Origin of the sequence: Xanthobacter autotrophicus, from assembly GCF_030015065.1 — a bacterium.
Classification (GTDB): Bacteria; Pseudomonadota; Alphaproteobacteria; order Rhizobiales; family Xanthobacteraceae; genus Xanthobacter; species Xanthobacter autotrophicus_D.
On record NZ_JAIVFN010000054.1, the window covers coordinates 11,994 to 29,019 of the forward strand.

A 17,026-nucleotide genomic window follows, 5' to 3' on the forward strand; every position below is an offset into this window, starting at 1 on the left:
CCGTCAGGTGTTCATGGAATCGAAGAAGTCGCCGTTGGTCTTGGTCTGGCGCAGCTTGTCCAGCAGGAACTCGATGGCGTCCACCGTCCCCATGGGATTGAGGATGCGGCGCAGCACGTACATCTTCTTGAGCGTGTCCGCCGGGACCAGCAGTTCTTCCTTGCGGGTTCCGGATCGGGTGATATCGATGGCCGGGAACACGCGCTTGTCCGAGACCTTGCGGTCGAGGATGACTTCCGAATTACCGGTGCCCTTGAACTCCTCGAAGATCACCTCGTCCATGCGCGAGCCGGTCTCGATGAGCGCGGTAGCGATGATGGTCAGCGAGCCGCCTTCCTCGATGTTGCGGGCCGCGCCGAAGAAGCGCTTGGGCCGCTGGAGGGCGTTGGCGTCCACGCCGCCGGTGAGCACCTTGCCGGAGGAAGGCACCACCGTGTTGTAGGCGCGGCCGAGGCGGGTGATGGAATCCAAAAGGATCACCACGTCACGTCCGTGCTCCACCAGGCGCTTGGCCTTCTCGATCACCATCTCGGCGACCTGCACGTGACGCGAGGCCGGCTCGTCGAAGGTGGAGGACACCACCTCGCCCTTCACCGAGCGCTGCATGTCGGTGACTTCTTCCGGCCGCTCGTCGATGAGCAGCACGATGAGGAAGCATTCCGGGTGGTTGGCGGTGATGGATTTGGCGATGTTCTGCAGCAGCACCGTCTTACCGGTGCGCGGCGGGGCCACGATGAGGCCGCGCTGGCCCTTGCCGATGGGCGCGACGATGTCGATGATTCGCGCCGAGAAATCCTTTTTGCCGACCGGCTCGTCGTGCTCGAGCTTCAGCCGCTCGTCGGGATAGAGCGGCGTCAGATTGTCGAAATTGATCTTGTGCCGGGTCTTCTCGGGGTCTTCAAAATTGATGGTGTTGACCTTCAGGAGGGCGAAGTATCGCTCACCCTCCTTGGGGCTACGGATCTGCCCTTCCACCGTGTCGCCGGTGCGAAGGCCAAAGCGCCGGATCTGGGACGGGGAGACGTAGATGTCGTCCGGCCCCGGGAGATAATTCGCCTCCGGCGAGCGCAGGAAGCCGAAGCCGTCCTGGAGCACCTCGACGACGCCTTCGCCAATGATCTCCGTCTCGGTGGCGGCCAGCTGCTTCAGAATGGCGAACATGAGCTCCTGCTTGCGCAGGGTGCTGGCGTTTTCCACCTGGTTCTCCTCGGCGAAGGCGAGGAGCTCGACGGGTGTCTTGGACTTAAGGTCTTGAAGTTTCACTTCCCGCATAAGGGAAAGCCTCGATGGATCTGGAGTGCGCCGGCTCTGATCGCGAAAGATCGGGCACAGCGGGTGGGGGGAGGGACGGGAATCGCAGGTCTTCAGGGGAAGCCGGGGCACGCAGCTTGCCGCCTGACGCGCCGGCCGGGCCAATGACGGCATCGGACTGAAGGAAGCGCGTTCGCCTGCGTTTAGGAAAGCGTGCCCAAGATAAGCGGCCGGGAAAGGCGGCGCAAGTCCTCCTTCCGACCGAGCCCGCATCAAAACGGTTTGATCACCACCAGAATGACGATGCCGATCATCAACACGGTCGGTATCTCGTTGGCGATGCGGAAGAAACGGGCGGGACGGGTATTCCTGTCCTCGGCAAAATCGCGCACCCAGCGCGCCATGGCCCCATGGACGCCGGACATGGCCACAACCAGCGCGAACTTGGCGTGGAACCAGCCCGCCATATACCAGCCGCCCGCATAGGCGAGATAAAGCCCGGCCAGCCAGGTGACGATCATGGCGGGGTTGATGATGGCTTTCAGCAGCCGCCGTTCCATCACCTTGAACGTCTCGGATTGCACCGATCCGGCCTCGGCGGCGCAGTGATAGACCATGAGGCGCGGCAGATAGAGCATTCCCGCCATCCACGCGATGACGGCAATGATATGCAATACCTTGATCCAACTATATAAATCGTGAACCATCGGGGTCCGGCCTCAGGCTGGCTCAGCGCGCCCGGCGCACTGCCGCCACCAGTTTTTCCACATGCTCGAGCGGGGTCTCGGGGCGGATGCCGTGGCCGAGATTGAAGATGTGGCGCGCCCCGGCGAAATCCTCCCGGATGCGGGCGACCTCCTCCTCCAGCGCAGCGCCGCCGGCAATGAGGCGCAGCGGATCGAGGTTGCCCTGGAGCGCGACACGGCCGGACAGGCGCGAGCGCGCCGCCGCGCGGTCCGCCGACCAGTCGAGGCCGATGGCCGAAATGCCGGTGCCGGCCAGCCGCTCCAGCGCCTCCAGCGTCGCCCCCTTCGGGAAGGCGATGACCCGCACATGGGGGTGCAGCGCCTTCAGCCCCGCGACGATGCGGCGCAGCGGCTCGGCGCACCAGCGCTCGAAGGACGCGGGATCGAGCACGCCGGCCCAGGTGTCGAAGATCTGCACCGCATCCGCGCCCGCCGCCACCTGGCTGGCGAGGTGCACGATGGAAGCCTCCACCAGCCGGTCGATCAGGGTCTGGAACAGGCCCTCGTCGCGCAAGGCGAGCAGGCGGGCCGGCGCCTGGTCGTCGGTGCCATGGCCGGCCACCATGTAGGTCGCCACGGTCCAGGGCGCGCCGCAGAAGCCGATGAGCGCCGTTTCCGGCGCCAGTGCCGCGCGCACCATGGCGATGGCCTCATAGACCGGGTTCACCTTGTCGGGGTCGAGCCTGTCCTTGAGGGCGGCCACGGCCGCCGCATCCGCCACCGGGGCGAGGCGCGGGCCTTCCCCGGCCTCGAAGATGAGCGGCACGCCGAGGGCGTGGGGCACCACCAGAATGTCCGAAAAGATGATGGCGGCATCGAAGCCGTAGCGGCGAATGGGCTGGAGCGTCACCTCGGCAGCGAGCTTGGGCGTGTAGCAAAGCGTGAGGAAATCCCCGGCCTGCGCCCGTACCGCGCGATACTCGGGAAGATAGCGCCCGGCCTGCCGCATCATCCAGAAGGGCGGGGGATCGAGCGGCGTGCCGTCGAGCACCCGCAGGAAAGGCGATCGTGTCTCAGGAGCGCGGTTCATCCCATCCCTTCAATCAAAGAGAATCTTTTTAAAGATAGAGAGTCTTTGGAGTCTTAACGGTTGATTAACCATTTGACCGGCCCTCGACAACCGATCCACAGGCAGGCCCACGATGGAAGGCGCACTTGCCGCAGGTGCGAAGCCGGCGAAAGGCCGGTTAACAAAGGATTAACACGGGGGTCCCGGCGGGGTGTCCACATGGACGCACAGGGGGCCTGTGGAATCTGTCCCGCCGGGTCTGCATGTGGACGGAATCCGGGGTTATCCAGTGCTCGCACTTGCACCATGACGCCGGGCATGCCTTTTTCAACACTGTTCCACAGGAGCGGTGGATAATTGTGAATCCGAAGACGCACAGCGAGAGTTACTTCCACCTGCACCTCGTTTCCGACGCCACGGGCGAGACGCTCATCAATGTGGGGCGCGCCGCGTGCGCGCAGTATGCGAACGTCCTGCCCATCGAGCATGTCTATCCGCTCATCCGCTCCATGAAGCAGCTCGACCGCGTGCTGAGCGAGGTGGAGAGCAATCCCGGCATCGTGCTCTACACGCTGGTGGACAAGGAGATCCGCGAGCGGCTGAAGGAGCGCTGCCGGGAGCTGGGCGTGCCCTACATGTCGGTGCTGGCGCCGGTGGTGCAGCTGTTCCAGTCCTATCTCGGCGGCAGCCCGACGCCGCGGATCGGCGGCCAGCATTCGCTCGACGCCAATTATTTCAAGCGCATTGATGCGCTCAACTACACCGTCATGCACGATGACGGGCACATGACGGAAGACCTCGAAAGCGCTGACGTGGTGCTGCTGGGCGTATCGCGCACCTCCAAGACGCCGACCTCCATCTATCTCGCGAACCGGGGCATTAAGACCGCCAACATCCCGCTGGTGCCCAACGTGCCGCTGCCGCCCGGCGTCGAGAAGCTGAAGAAGCCGCTGGTGGTGGGCCTCGTGGCGAGCCCCGAGCGCATCGTGGAGATCCGCCAGAACCGGCTACTGGGGCTCAATGCGGCCGATCTCGGCACCTCCTACACCGACCGTGAGGCGGTGAACGAGGAGATCACCTTTTCCCGTCGCCTGTGCGCCCGCAACGGCTGGCCGCTCATCGACGTGACCCGCCGGTCCGTGGAGGAGACCGCCGCCACCATCTATGCGCTCCACAGCGAGCGCCGCCGGCGCGCCATCGCCGAGACATGAGACGAGAGCAGAGCTTGCACCCCGCCGGCCTTTGAGAGAAACCCCATGCATCGGCCCCGGCCGGAGCACGGCAGCACAGGGAGATATGATCGTGTGGCGTGGTGAACAGCCGCTCGTTCTGGCGTCCAAGAGCGCGACGCGCCTGAGCCTTCTCGTGCATGCGGGCGTGCCGGTGGAAACGGTGGCCACGGACGTGGACGAACGCGCCATCCAGTCCGATGCGGGCGAGGTGGACCCCGCCGGCATCGCCGGCATCCTCGCCCGGGCGAAGGCGCTGGCGGGCGCGCGGGCGGCGCCGGGGCGTCTCGTGCTGGGCGCGGACCAGACGCTGGCGCTGGGACCCAAGATCTACCACAAGCCGGCCAGCCTCGAAGCGGCCCGCCTGCAGCTCCAGGAACTCGCCGGCCAGACCCATGCGCTGCATTCGGCGGTGGCGGTGGCCCGCGACGGGGAGGTCCTGTTTGAGACAGTGGTCAGCGCCTTCCTCACCATGCGGCCGCTCACCGAAGAGGCGTTGAACACCTACATCGCCGCCGCGGGGGCACGGGTGCTCACCTCGGTGGGGGCCTACCAGCTCGAATCGGTGGGTGTGCACCTGTTCACCCGCGTGGACGGCGATCATTTCACCATTCTCGGCCTGCCGCTGCTCCAGCTGCTGCCCTTCTTCCGGGAACAGGGCCTGCTGCCGTGACAGTGCGTGTGTGCGTCACCGGCCAGCCGGTGAGCTATTCAAGGTCCCCGCTGCTCCACGGCTATTGGCTGAAAGCCTACGGCATCGACGGCTCCTATGGCCGCGAGGAAGTGCCGCCGGAGCAGGCGGCCGGTTTCTATCGCAGCCTTGCCGCGCGCGGGTATGCGGGCTGCAACGTGACGGCTCCGAACAAGGAGATCGCCTTTTCCGTCCTCGACGAGGCGGACGAGAGCGCGGCGGCCCTCGGTTCCGCCAACACCCTCTGGCTTGAAGACGGTCGCCTTTATGGCGCCAGCACCGACGGCTATGGCTTCATTGCCAACCTCGATGCCACCGTTATGGGCTGGGACGGGGCGCGGAAGGCGGCGCTTGTGCTGGGCGCGGGGGGAGCCTCCCGGGCCATCGTCCACGCGCTGGTGAAACGCGGCTTCGAGCGGGTGGTGCTGGCCAATCGCACTCTGGAGCGGGCCGAGGCTGTTGCTGCTTCGTTCGGCCCGGCGGTGGTTCCGCTTGCCTTCGACAAGGTGACGGACGTGATGGCGGATGCGGACATCCTGGTGAACTGCACGTCGCTGGGCATGAAGGGTGCGGCGCCGCTCCTCCTCGATCTGTCGCCCCTCAGGCCCGAGGCGGTGGTGAGCGATATCGTCTATGTGCCGCTCCTCACCCCGTTATTGAAGGCGGCGGCGGAGCAAGGATTTCGCACCGTGGACGGGCTCGGCATGTTGCTGCATCAGGGCGTGCCCGGCTTTGAACGCTGGTTCGGCGTGCGGCCGGAAGTGACGGCCGAGCTGCGCGACCTGTTGATCTCCGATCTCAGGGCCAAGGGCCAGCTGGAGGCGTAAGGCCATGTGGATCCTCGGCCTCACCGGTTCCATCGGCATGGGCAAGTCGGCCACGGCACGCCTGTTCCGGGCCATGGGCGTTCCGGTGCACGACGCGGATGCGGCCGTGCATGCGCTCTATCGGGGCACTGCCGTGGCGCCGGTGGAAGCGGCGTTTCCCGGGGTGACGCGGGATGGCGCCATCGACCGCGCCGAACTAGGAGCGCGGGTGCTCGCCGATCCGCAGGCCATGGGGCGGCTGGAAGCCATCGTCCATCCCCTCGTGCGCGCCGAGGAAGAGGCCTTCCTGGCGAAGGCCGGGAGCGCGGGCGCGCGGCTGGTGGTGCTGGACATTCCGCTTCTGTTTGAGACCGGGGGTTGCGCGCGCGTGGATGCGGTGGCTGTGGTCAGCGCGCCGAAAGCTGTGCAGCGCGCCCGCGTGCTGGAGCGCCCCGGCATGACGGAAGCGAAATTCGAGGCCATTGTGGAAAAACAGCTGCCGGACGCCGAAAAGCGCCGGCGCGCCCATTTCGTCATTGATACCGGGCGGGGCTTCCCGGCGGCGGCCCATCAGGTCGCCGGCATCGTGCGGGCGCTGTCGGGGCCGGGGCGCCGCGCCGGCGGCTGAGGGGGGGACCCATGCGCGAGATCGTGCTCGACACCGAGACCACCGGCCTTGAAGCCTATGGCGGCGACCGGCTGGTGGAGATCGGCTGTGTGGAGATGGTCAACCGCATCCTCACCGGCACGGTGTTCCACGCTTATATCAATCCTGAACGGGACATGCCGGTGGAGGCGTTCAACGTCCATGGCCTGTCCGCCGAATTCTTGTCGGATAAGCCGAAATTCAAGGACGTTGCCGACGAATTCCTGAATTTCATCGCCGAAGATACTTTGGTGATCCACAACGCGGCGTTCGACATCGGCTTCCTGAATGCCGAGCTGGAGCGGCTCGGCCGCGCCACCATCGCCCGCGACCGGGTGGTGGACACCCTGGCCCTGGCACGACGCAAGCATCCCGGCGGCGGCAATCGCCTCGACGATCTGATGAACCGCTACGGCATCGACAGCTCGCGCCGCGTCAAGCATGGGGCGCTGCTGGACGCGGAGCTTCTGGCCGAGGTCTATGGCGAGCTGCTCGGCGGCAAGCAGGCGAGCCTCATCGGCCTGGTGGAGGACACGAGCGAGGCGCCGCGCCTGGTGGTCGCGGCCCAGGCGGCTCACCCCCGTCCCGTCCCCCTCGCGCCGCGCCTGTCGGCTGCGGAGGCGCAAGCCCATGCGGCCTTCATCGCCAGCATGGGCGAGAAGGCCCTCTGGCTGAAATATGCCGACGCGCCGCCGGAGGAAAAGACCGGCAGCTGAGCGGCCGGAAGACACGCATTTCGCGATATTACAACCAATAACATACTAAAAGTTGATCGCTTAGGAAGCCCGTGGACGGGCAATGAACCCCTCGTCCGATCCATTCTTCATCCGGATAAAACCTCCCGTGGGAGGGTTTCTGACGCGATTGGAGGAGGGGTCCGCCCGGCGGTCCGCAAAATGGGCGGCTCAACCCATCATTTCGGCGACCGCCGCGCCGATTTGGGCCGGATCGCTCACCGGCAGTGAGCAGCGCTCCCCGACGCAGACGAAAGCCGCTCCTTCCGCCGGCGCAGAGGCGATCCGGGCGGCCATGACGCTGCCCGCGGGCACCGCTTCGCTCGCCCGCGCCACCACCCGCAGCGGGAATGGCATCTTGAGCGCGGCTGCGGCAAGGGCATCGCGGTTTGCTCCGACAGCCACGATCTCGGCAAGGCCGAGGCGGGTGTCGATGGCGTTGAGCGTGGCGCCGTGGGCGAGCACATTCTTTGCCGTGGCGCCGGAGACACCGGCCAGCACCCGGTCGGCCCGGGCCCTCAGCGCGTCGTTGCCGGTGAGGGCGGACAGGCGGATGAGGGCATCGGCGGCCACCGCATTGGAGTTGGGCACCGCCTCGTCATGGGTTGCGAGGGGGCGGACGATGAGGCTGTCGCCATCGTCGGCGGTGAGAAAATAGGCGCCGGTCTCGGGATCGCGATGATGCGCCTCCAGCACGTCCAGAAAATGCGCGGCGTGGGCCAATGGCTCCGGCGCCCCCGTCGCCTCATGGAGCGCAATGCCGGCGCGGGCCATGGCGGCGAGGTCGCAGGCGAGGCCCGGCAGCACGATCTTGGCGCCGCACCAGGAATGGGCGAGGCGCCCCTCCACCACCATATGCCCTACCACGGCATCGAAGGCGCGTTGTGCCAGCGCCACCCATTCGGCCTCGCCGAGGAAGGCGCCGGCCCGCGCCAGCGCCGCGATCATCAGGCCGTTCCAGTCCGCCAGCACCTTGTCGTCGCGGCCCGGCCGCACTCTTTTTTCCCGCGCCAGAAGCAGCTTTTCGCGCAGGGGCTGAAGGCGCGCCTCGTCCTCGGCGCCCACCGCCCCTGCCTCGGTGCGGTTGAGGATGTTGCCCACCTCCCAGTTTCCGGCGCGGGTCACGTCATAGAAGCGGTTGAAGAAGGATGCGTCCTCCGCCCCCAGAAGGGCGGCGATCTCGGCCTCGCTCCACACATAGAAGCGGCCTTCATGGCCCTCGCTATCGGCGTCGAGGCTAGCGGCGAAGGCGCCCTCTGGCGTCAGCATCTCCCGCTTCAGCCAGCCCACCGTCTCGCGCGCGCGGGTGAGGAAGAGCGCGTCGCCGGTGTCGGAATAGGCCAGCGCCAGCAGCTCGATGAGCAGCGCGTTGTCGTAGAGCATCTTCTCGAAGTGCGGGACGAACCAGATCTCGTCCACCGAATAGCGGGCGAAGCCCCCGCCCAGGTGATCATAGATGCCGCCCTCGCACATGCGGTTGAGGGTGAGGGTGACGAGGGCCTTCAGCTGGTCGTCCCTGCGGCGCGTGCCCACCCGCCACAGGAATTCCAAGAGGCCCGACTGGGGGAATTTCGGCGCCCCCTTCAGCCCGCCATGGACGGGATCGAACAAAGCCGGCAGGCGCGCGGCCGCATCATTCAGGTCCTCCCGGCCGATGGCGACGCCGGCCACGGGGGCTGCGGCCTTCTTCAGCCGGGCGAGGATGGTGGCGGTGTTCTTGTCCACCTTGTCCTTGCTCTGGGTGAAGACGGTGGAGACCTGCTGCAGCACATCGGTGAAGCCGGGGCGTCCATAGCTGGCACTTGGGGGGAAGTAGGTGCCGCCCCAGAACGGCTTTCCCTCCGGATCGAGGAACATGGTGAGCGGCCAGCCGCCGCTCTGGCCCAGCTGCTGGAGCGCGGACATGTAGATCTGGTCCACGTCCGGCCGCTCTTCCCGGTCCACCTTGATGTTCACGAACAGGGCGTTCATGAGCCCCGCCACATCCGTATTCTCGAAGCTCTCATGGGCCATCACATGGCACCAGTGGCAGGCCGCATAGCCCACCGAGAGGAGGATGGGCTTGCCCGTGGCCTTGGCCTCGGCGAACGCCTCCGGCCCCCACGGCCACCAGTGGACCGGATTGTCCTTGTGCTGGAGCAGATAGGGGCTGGTCTCGCGGGAGAGGCGGTTCTCGCTCATGATCTTAAAATCCCTCGGCTGACGCCGGCTTTGGTGGCAATGGAGATCGCGACGACAAGGTTCAGGCAATGAATGGCGCATGGTCCGCCATCTGTCGGCGCCGTGCAAATCCGTCGCCAGTTTGGGAAGGCCAGTTTGGGAAACGACGCCATGACCGACACCATCTTCGCGCTCTCGTCGGGCCGCCTGCCGGCCGGTGTGGCGGTGCTGCGCATCAGCGGTCCCGAGGCGGCGGCGGCGGTATTGGCCTTCGGCGGCGTGCTGCCCCCGCCCCGCCTCGCCCGCTATGGCACGCTCAGCGATCCCCGGACCGGGGAGGCGCTGGACCGGGGTCTCGTCCTGTTCTTCCCCGGCCCCCACAGCGCCACGGGGGAGGATGTGGCCGAGCTTCATCTCCATGGCGGCCGCGCGGTGGCGGCGGCGGTGCTGCGGGCGCTCGCCGCCCTGCCCGGCCTGCGCCCGGCGGCGGCGGGCGAGTTCACCCGCCGGGCCCACGCCAACGGCAAGCTGGACCTCGCGGAGGTGGAAGGCCTCGCCGACCTCGTGGCGGCGGAGAGCGAGGCCCAGCGCCGGCAGGCGCTGGCGCTGGCCTCTGGCGCCCTCTCCCGCCGGGTGGAGGACTGGCGGGTGGCGCTGGTTTCCGCCCTCGCGCTGATCGAGGCCGGCATCGACTTTGCCGACGAGAGCGATGTGTCGGGCGATGTCACGACGGAGGCCGTTTCGCGCCTCGCCCGGCTCAGGGAAGAGCTGCTTGCCGCCCTCGCCGATGCCGCGCGCGGCGAGCGGGTGCGTGACGGGCTCGTCGTGGCCATTTCCGGCCCGCCCAATGCCGGCAAATCCACCCTGCTGAACCGCCTTGCGGGGCGCGAGGCGGCCATCGTCTCCGCCCTTCCCGGCACCACCCGCGACGTGCTGGAGGTGCATCTGGAGCTGGCCGGACAGGCCGTGACCCTCTTGGACACCGCCGGCCTGCGCGAGACCTCCGATTTCGTGGAGGCGGAAGGCGTGCGTCGCGCCCTGGCGCGGGCGGAGGGAGCGGACGTGGTGCTCTGGCTCAGCGATACGGGCACGGAGCCGCCCCCTGCCCTTGCCCGTGCGGTGAAGGTGCGCACCAAGATCGACCGCGACGCCGCCATTCCCCAAGGCTGGATCGGCATCTCCGCCGCCACCGGCGCGGGCGTCGAAGCCCTTATCGCCGGGCTGGAACAGGAGGCGGACCGGCTGGGCGGACGCGAGCCGGCGCTCCTCACCCGCGAGCGGCAGCGCCGGGCGCTGGAGGTGGCAACGCTGCATCTGGAACGGGCCCTCGGCGATTTCGGCGGCCATGAGGAGTTGCGGGCCGAGGATGTGCGCCTCGCGGTGCGGGCGCTGGACCATCTCATCGGCCGGGTGGATGTGGAGGATGTGCTGGATGCCCTCTTCAGCACCTTCTGCATCGGGAAATAGACGGCGCGGCGGTCCCGGCGATGTTTCACGTGAAACATTCCCGTCCACCGCCTTGACGGCGCCGGAAAGAGGGCGTTTCCAGAAGGGGCGGCGTGGACCGCCTTTCTGCCCGGACGAGAATGACCGAAACCCTTTCAGCGAATGCTTTCGACGTGATCGTCGTGGGCGGTGGCCATGCGGGATGCGAGGCGGCCGCCGCGTCCGCGCGCACCGGCGCGCGCACGGCGCTGGTCACCCATTCCCGCGCCACCATCGGCGCCATGTCCTGCAATCCGGCCATCGGCGGGCTGGGCAAGGGCCATCTGGTGCGGGAGATCGACGCGCTGGACGGCCTCATGGGCCGGGTGGCGGATCAGGGCGGCATCCAGTTCCGCGTGCTCAACCGCCGCAAGGGTCCCGCTGTGCGTGGCCCCCGTGCCCAGGCCGACCGCAAGCTCTATGCCCGCGCCATGCAGGCGGCCCTGGCCGCGCAGGATGGCCTCACCATCGTCGAGGGCGAGGCGGACGATCTGCTGGTGGATGGCGGCCGCATCACCGGCGTGCGCCTTGGCGACGGGCGGGATCTCGCCTGCGGCGCGGTGGTGCTGACTACCGGCACCTTTCTCAACGGCCTCATCCATATGGGTGAGGTGAGCCATCCCGCCGGCCGCATGGGCGAGCGGCCAGCGCTGGGCCTCTCCCCTGCCCTCGCCCGCCTCGGCTTCGCCCTCGGCCGGCTGAAGACCGGCACGCCTGCCCGGCTCGATGGCCGCACCATTGATTGGGCGAGCCTGGAGATGCAGGCCGGCGACGATCCGCCCGAGCCGTTCTCGGCCCTCACCACGCGCCTGCCCAACCCTCAGGTGGAATGCGGCATCACCCGCACCACGGACGCGACCCATGACCTGATCCGGGCCAACCTCTCCCGTTCAGCCATGTATTCCGGCCGTATCGAGAGCACGGGCCCGCGCTATTGCCCGTCCATCGAGGACAAGGTCGTCCGCTTCGGCGATCGCGACGGCCACCAGATCTTCCTGGAGCCCGAGGGGCTGGACGATCCCACCGTCTATCCCAACGGCCTGTCCACCTCCCTGCCCGCCGAGGTGCAGACCGCCTTCCTGCGCACCATTCCGGGGCTGGAACAGGTGGCGGTGCTGCGGCCGGGCTATGCCATCGAATATGACCATGTGGACCCGCGCGAGCTTGCCCCCACTTTGGAGACCAAGCGCGTGGCCGGGCTGTTCCTCGCCGGCCAGATCAACGGCACCACCGGCTATGAGGAAGCCGCGGCCCAGGGACTGCTCGCCGGCCTCAATGCGGCGCGCCGGGCCGGGGGCGCGGACGGCACCGTCTTCGACCGGGCGGAAGCCTATCTCGGGGTGATGGTGGACGATCTCGTCACCCGCGGAGTGAGCGAGCCCTATCGCATGTTCACCTCCCGCGCCGAATATCGCCTGACCCTGCGAGCCGACAATGCCGATCAGCGCCTCACCCGGCAGGGCGAAGCGCTCGGCCTCGTCGGTGCCGAGCGCTCTGCCCATTTCGCCCGCCGAACGGCGGCGCTGGAGGCGGCGCGGGCGCTGGCGGACAGTCTCAGCCTGACGCCCACGGAAGGCGCGCGGCACGGCCTCAGCGTCAATCGCGACGGGCAGCGGCGCACGGCCTTCGATCTCCTGGCTTATCCGGACATCGACATGGCTCGCCTCGGCGCCATCTGGCCGGAACTGGCGGGGCTCGATCCGGCGGTGGCCGAACAGGTGGAGACCGATGCCAAATACGCCGTCTATCTCGATCGCCAGGCGGCGGACATTTCCATGCTGCGCCGGGATGAGCAATTGAGCCTGCCGGAGGATCTCGCCTATGCGGACCTGCCGGGCCTTTCCAACGAGCTCAAGCAGAAGCTCGCCCACATCCGTCCGCGCACGGTGGGGCAGGCGGGACGCATGGAAGGGATGACGCCGGCGGCCCTCGCTTTGCTCGCCACCCATGCGCGGCGGGCCGGTTCCGGCGGCTGAGGGCCCCGGCCTGTGGATCATGGGGATGACGGTTTGGCGGAGCGAGGGGTCGAATGAAGGGCGGCAAGGCGGTGACAGGCGGTGCGGGGCGCGAGGCCATCGCGGCCATGGTTTCACGTGAAACACTTGGCCGGCTCACCATCATCGCCGATCTTCTGGTGAAGTGGCAGAAGACCATCAACCTCGTCGCCCCCGCCACCCTGCCCGACCTGTGGGCCCGGCATGTGGGTGATTCGCTCCAGCTCGTTCACCATGTTCCGCTAGAGCCCTTGCGCTGGGTGGATCTGGGCTCCGGCGGCGGCTTTCCCGGCCTCGTGGTGGCGGCGGTGCTGGCGGAGCGCGATGGCGCCCACATGCATCTTGTGGAAAGCGATACCCGCAAGGCCGCCTTTCTTCGGGAGGCGGCGCGGGTGGCGCAGCTTCCCGTCACCGTTCATGCCGCGCGCATCGAGCAGGTGGCGCAAACCCTGGCGCCGGGGACGGACGTGGTCTCCGCCCGTGCGCTGGCGCCCTTGCCCAAGCTGCTGGATCTCGCGGCGCCCTTCCTCCAAGCCGGTGCCCTTGGCCTTTTTCCCAAGGGTCGCGATGCGGAACGCGAATTGACCGAAGCGTCAAGAAGCTGGACACTCGACTGCGACCTGCGCCCCAGTACGAGTGACCCCGAAGGTCGGATCCTTCTGGTGAGGGGCGCGAGGCGCGGGACCGACACCATCGAATCCCCATCCGGCGCGCGCTCCCAAGGGGAGCCGGACGTCGGCGGTGGGCCGCCCGAATGCGACGCGTCGAGGATGAAGGCGCCATGATTGATCACGAGACCGCTTCCCCCGCCGGTGGCAGCCCCGCCGTGCCGCGTGTGCTGGCCCTCGCCAATCAGAAGGGCGGTGTGGGCAAGACCACCACGGCCATCAATCTGGGCACGGCGCTCGCCGCCATCGGTGAGACGGTGCTGGTGGTGGATCTCGACCCGCAGGGCAATGCCTCCACGGGCCTCGGCATCGACCGCCGCTCGCGCAATCTCTCCACCTATGACGTGCTGACCGGCGAGGCCAGCATGCGCGAGACGGTGATGGAGACCGGCGTGCCGCAGCTTTATGTGGCGCCCTCCACCCTCGACCTGTCGGGGCTGGAGCTGGAGATCGCGGCCGAGCGCGACCGCGCCTTCCGCCTGCGGGCCGCGCTGAAGGCGCTGGCGGCGGACAGCGCTGCGCCCCGCTTCACCTATGTGCTGGTGGACTGCCCGCCCTCGCTCTCCCTGCTGACGGTGAACGCCATGGCGGCGGCGGACGCCATCGTGGTGCCGCTGCAGTGCGAGTTCTTCGCGCTGGAGGGCCTGTCGCAGCTGCTGAAGACGGTGGAGCAGGTGCGGGTCAGCCTCAATCCGGCTTTGACCATCCATGGCATCGTGCTGACCATGTATGACGGCCGCAACAATCTCTCCGAGCAGGTGGTGCAGGACGTGCGCCAATTCATGGGCGACAAGGTCTACGAGACGGTGATCCCCCGCAATGTGCGGGTGTCGGAGGCACCGTCGTACGGCAAGCCGGTGCTGCTCTACGATCTCAAGTGCTTGGGTTCACAGGCTTATCTGCGCCTCGCCTCGGAGGTGATCCAGCGCGAGCGCGCGGCGCGGGCGGATGCGGCGGCCTGACGGCGGACACGAGGGCGATTCACCGAGCAAATTGCGTCAATCGGCTCGGTGAATCCCCCTCTCAACTTCAGGGAAGAGAGCGCGTTGTCCGATCAGCGCGTGCTCTGGGAACGGAACACGGTCATGGCGGATGAACAGCGCTCGCGGCTCGGCCGCGGTCTTGCGGCGCTCATCGGGGAGATGGGGGAGCCGCCGGCGGCCCCGGCGGGTCGTCCGGGGGCAGGACGCGGCGGCCCGCGCCGGGTGCCCATCGAGCATGTGCGGCCCAATCCGCGCAACCCGCGCCGGAGCTTCCTGGAGGAGGGGCTGGACGACCTCACCGCCTCGATCCGCGAGAAGGGCATCATCCAGCCCATCGTGGTGCGCCAGCTGAACGGCGGCGACAGCTTCGAGATCGTCGCCGGCGAGCGGCGCTGGCGCGCGGCCCAGCGCGCGGCGCTGCACGAGGTGCCGGTGGTGGTGCTGGAACTGTCCGACCGGGAGGCGCTGGAAGTCGCCATCATCGAGAATGTGCAGCGCGCCGACCTCAATCCGGTGGAAGAGGCCCAGGGCTACGAATCCCTCATGGGAGAATTCGACTACAATCAGAATGACTTGGCCCGCATCATCGGCAAGAGCCGCAGCCATATCGCCAACACGCTGCGCCTGCTGAAGCTGCCGGCGGGGGTGAAGACCTACCTCGTCGACGGCCGCCTGAGCGCGGGCCATGCCCGCGCGCTGCTCGCCTGCGCCGATCCCGAGCGCATGGCGAAGGACGTGGTGGAGAAGGGGCTGACCGTGCGCGACGTGGAGGCCCTGTCCAAGGCCCGCTCCGCGCTCACCGCGGCGCCTGCGAAGGGCCAGGCGGCGCCCGCGGGGAAGGCGGGCAAGGGTAGCGCGCCGGAGCGCAAGAGCGCGGACAGCCGGGCGCTGGAAAAGCGCCTCGGAGACGTGCTGGGTCTCAGCGTGGATATCGAGGGCAAGGGTGAGGCGGGCGAATTGCGCATCCGCTACAAGAGCCTCGATCAACTTGACGAAATCTGCCGGCGCCTCGGGCTCGACTGAATTTCGGTCTCGAAGATAGAAACGGGATGGTGAAAGTGTGCCGTCCACCAATAAAGGGCCGCGCCGGGATTGCCCGGGCGCGGCTCTTTTGCCTTGGATCAGGCCGCGGCCTTGGCGCGGCGGGCCGGCTTCTTGGCCGGGGCGGCGGGCGCTTTCTTGCGGGTCTGGCCGAGGCCCATATTCTTTGCCAGCTCGGAGCGGGCGGCGGCATAGGCCGGGGCGACCATGGGATAGTCCTTCGGCAGGCCCCACTTCTCGCGGTAGACTTCGGGAGTCATGCCGTAGCTGGTGCGCAGGTGGCGCTTCAGCGACTTGAACTTCTTCCCGTCTTCCAGGCAGATGATGTATTCAGGCGTCACCGACTTCTTCACCGGCACCGCGGGCTTCTGCTCTTCCAGCACGGGCGCCGCAGGGGTGCCGAGCTGGCCGAGGGCGCGATAGACCGATTCAATGAGAGCGGGAAGCTCGGCGGCCGAAACAGAGTTGTTGCTCACATAAGCAGCCACGATATCGGCGGTGAAGTCGATGAAGCTCGGCGACGGAGAATTGGAGGCGGAGTCGCTCACGGGGGTCCCTTTCTGCTTGTTCGTGGCGATGGGCGTCGCGGGAGCGCCGCCCTCAGGCTAGCGCCTCATCGGCATCTGAACTTTTCGCAAATAGTTTATAACACCTGCCGCAAGAAATACAATCCTGGCTCTGAAAACTCTTGAAGATCGAGCAATAATGCGGGTTTGCGCGCTCTATCGGGCGCTTCGGGAGGCCCGCAAACCCCCGGTTTGATCCATCTGAAATCAGCGAATCACGCCATCTTCAAATGAAAACATCGCCGTCCGGAAGTCTTGGCATCCGGCATCCGGATTCCGCTTCGGCTCGGCGCTCCGGGCGCTGGTGCTCAGGGGTGCCAGGGGGGCTTTCTTCTTGTTTCCTTTGAGGAAGTACAACGAGCGATATAGCGCAACTGCCGGTCGCAACGGCGCGCCGACCAACCTCCCGGCGGGTATGACCTGTCCGGATACCGTGCGCAAAGAAGAGCCGCTCATGGCAAAGCTGCGGGTCAGCGCAAACAGCGCCGCGACGCAGGTAGAGCGCGCCGGTGCGGCGTTGCCGGAGCGCGCTCTCGCCTTAAGATCAGAAACGCGTTATCCGGTCAGCTCGCATCGCGAGATGATCGGCGTGCGCTACGCGGCGATTGCCGGCAAGTCCCCTGACGGGGACCTGCTTGCGATCCCATGGCTTCAACCTGATCGGGTTTTGCTTTAGCCGGTGCTTTCCTGCCGTACGTTTTCCTGCCGTACGTTTTCCTGCCACTCCCTTTTCCTGGGATGCGCTGCAATCCACCCACATTGGATCGTCAGGCGCTTCCATCTGATGGGATCGCGCTCTAGGCGGTGTGGACGGATTTCGCCGTGTTGAGTCGGAGGGGGATTCCCTTCTTGTCCTTTCGGTGATTCATAGCGGGTCGGCTTTTGGCGAGGTCGACCATGCTGACGCGGATGACGGACGAGGATTGGGCGGTGGCTCTGGAGGTGTTCCGCGCTTGCCGGTCGCGACGGGGCGACAAGGGGCGCGATGACCGCAAGTTCCTCGAAGCCATGCACTAT

General features: G+C 67.3%; 16 protein-coding genes. 11 read left to right on the plus strand and 5 right to left on the minus strand.

Features of this window, described 5'->3' with window-relative positions; all coding sequences use genetic code 11:
• Positions 1 to 3: 3 nt before the first annotated feature.
• From rho to hemE, 3 genes are all read right to left on the minus strand, one after another.
• Positions 4 to 1,272, minus strand: coding sequence for a transcription termination factor Rho (gene rho, locus K9U40_RS12380; protein ID WP_282890504.1), 1,269 nt, complete (start codon positions 1,270 to 1,272; stop codon positions 4 to 6).
• Between the two features lie 251 nt (positions 1,273 to 1,523).
• Complete coding sequence (gene hemJ / locus K9U40_RS12385) at positions 1,524 to 1,958, minus strand: protoporphyrinogen oxidase HemJ (protein ID WP_282890505.1); 435 nt, start codon at positions 1,956 to 1,958, stop codon at positions 1,524 to 1,526.
• Between the two features lie 22 nt (positions 1,959 to 1,980).
• Positions 1,981 to 3,027 carry a uroporphyrinogen decarboxylase gene (gene hemE / locus K9U40_RS12390; protein ID WP_282890506.1) on the minus strand — a complete coding sequence of 349 codons (1,047 nt, stop codon included), beginning with the start codon at positions 3,025 to 3,027 and terminating at the stop codon, positions 1,981 to 1,983.
• Between the two features lie 338 nt (positions 3,028 to 3,365).
• Between hemE and K9U40_RS12395 the strand changes: the two genes are divergently transcribed.
• The 5 genes from K9U40_RS12395 to dnaQ all read left to right on the plus strand — a co-directional run bounded on the left by K9U40_RS12395 (position 3,366) and on the right by dnaQ (position 7,094).
• Positions 3,366 to 4,217, plus strand: a complete 852-nt coding sequence (locus tag K9U40_RS12395; protein WP_282890507.1) for a pyruvate, water dikinase regulatory protein — start codon at positions 3,366 to 3,368, stop codon at positions 4,215 to 4,217.
• Between the two features lie 85 nt (positions 4,218 to 4,302).
• Entirely contained in the window at positions 4,303 to 4,908 is a 606-nt protein-coding gene (locus K9U40_RS12400) for a Maf family protein (protein ID WP_282890508.1), read from the plus strand.
• Positions 4,905 to 5,753 (plus strand): shikimate dehydrogenase, encoded by an 849-nt coding sequence (locus tag K9U40_RS12405; RefSeq protein WP_282890509.1) that lies wholly within the window; start codon positions 4,905 to 4,907, stop codon positions 5,751 to 5,753. The genes K9U40_RS12400 and K9U40_RS12405 overlap by 4 nt, the downstream gene beginning before the upstream one ends.
• Before the next feature lie 4 nt (positions 5,754 to 5,757).
• Positions 5,758 to 6,360 carry a dephospho-CoA kinase gene (coaE, locus tag K9U40_RS12410; RefSeq protein WP_282890510.1) on the plus strand — a complete coding sequence of 201 codons (603 nt, stop codon included), beginning with the start codon at positions 5,758 to 5,760 and terminating at the stop codon, positions 6,358 to 6,360.
• Between the two features lie 11 nt (positions 6,361 to 6,371).
• Positions 6,372 to 7,094, plus strand: coding sequence for a DNA polymerase III subunit epsilon (gene dnaQ / locus K9U40_RS12415; protein ID WP_282890511.1), 723 nt, complete (start codon positions 6,372 to 6,374; stop codon positions 7,092 to 7,094).
• Between the two features lie 189 nt (positions 7,095 to 7,283).
• Here dnaQ and K9U40_RS12420 read toward each other — a convergent pair whose 3' ends face one another.
• On the minus strand, positions 7,284 to 9,293 hold the full coding sequence (locus K9U40_RS12420) for a thioredoxin domain-containing protein (protein WP_282890512.1): 2,010 nt from the start codon (positions 9,291 to 9,293) through the stop codon (positions 7,284 to 7,286).
• 150 nt (positions 9,294 to 9,443) lie between these two features.
• Between K9U40_RS12420 and mnmE the strand changes: the two genes are divergently transcribed.
• The 5 genes from mnmE (at position 9,444) to K9U40_RS12445 (ending at position 15,425) form a co-directional block, all read left to right on the plus strand.
• Positions 9,444 to 10,739, plus strand: coding sequence for a tRNA uridine-5-carboxymethylaminomethyl(34) synthesis GTPase MnmE (mnmE, locus tag K9U40_RS12425; protein WP_282890513.1), 1,296 nt, complete (start codon positions 9,444 to 9,446; stop codon positions 10,737 to 10,739).
• A 119-nt stretch (positions 10,740 to 10,858) separates the two neighbouring features.
• The gene (mnmG, locus tag K9U40_RS12430) at positions 10,859 to 12,733 is read left to right on the plus strand and encodes a tRNA uridine-5-carboxymethylaminomethyl(34) synthesis enzyme MnmG (RefSeq protein WP_282890514.1); all 1,875 of its coding nucleotides are present in this window, start codon (positions 10,859 to 10,861) and stop codon (positions 12,731 to 12,733) included.
• 53 nt (positions 12,734 to 12,786) lie between these two features.
• Positions 12,787 to 13,536 (plus strand): 16S rRNA (guanine(527)-N(7))-methyltransferase RsmG, encoded by a 750-nt coding sequence (rsmG, locus tag K9U40_RS12435; protein WP_282890515.1) that lies wholly within the window; start codon positions 12,787 to 12,789, stop codon positions 13,534 to 13,536.
• Complete coding sequence (locus K9U40_RS12440) at positions 13,533 to 14,381, plus strand: ParA family protein (protein ID WP_282890516.1); 849 nt, start codon at positions 13,533 to 13,535, stop codon at positions 14,379 to 14,381. Before rsmG ends, K9U40_RS12440 begins: the two co-directional genes overlap by 4 nt.
• Before the next feature lie 123 nt (positions 14,382 to 14,504).
• On the plus strand, positions 14,505 to 15,425 hold the full coding sequence (locus K9U40_RS12445; RefSeq protein WP_282890517.1) for a ParB/RepB/Spo0J family partition protein: 921 nt from the start codon (positions 14,505 to 14,507) through the stop codon (positions 15,423 to 15,425).
• A gap of 98 nt (positions 15,426 to 15,523) precedes the next feature.
• On the opposite strand, the gene K9U40_RS12450 is transcribed toward K9U40_RS12445, so the two are convergent.
• Entirely contained in the window at positions 15,524 to 15,991 is a 468-nt protein-coding gene (locus K9U40_RS12450) for a MucR family transcriptional regulator (protein WP_282890518.1), read from the minus strand.
• Positions 15,992 to 16,463: 472 nt separating this feature from the next.
• Between K9U40_RS12450 and K9U40_RS12455 the strand changes: the two genes are divergently transcribed.
• On the plus strand, positions 16,464 to 16,685 hold the full coding sequence (locus tag K9U40_RS12455) for a hypothetical protein (RefSeq protein WP_282890519.1): 222 nt from the start codon (positions 16,464 to 16,466) through the stop codon (positions 16,683 to 16,685).
• Positions 16,686 to 17,026: the final 341 nt, after the last annotated feature.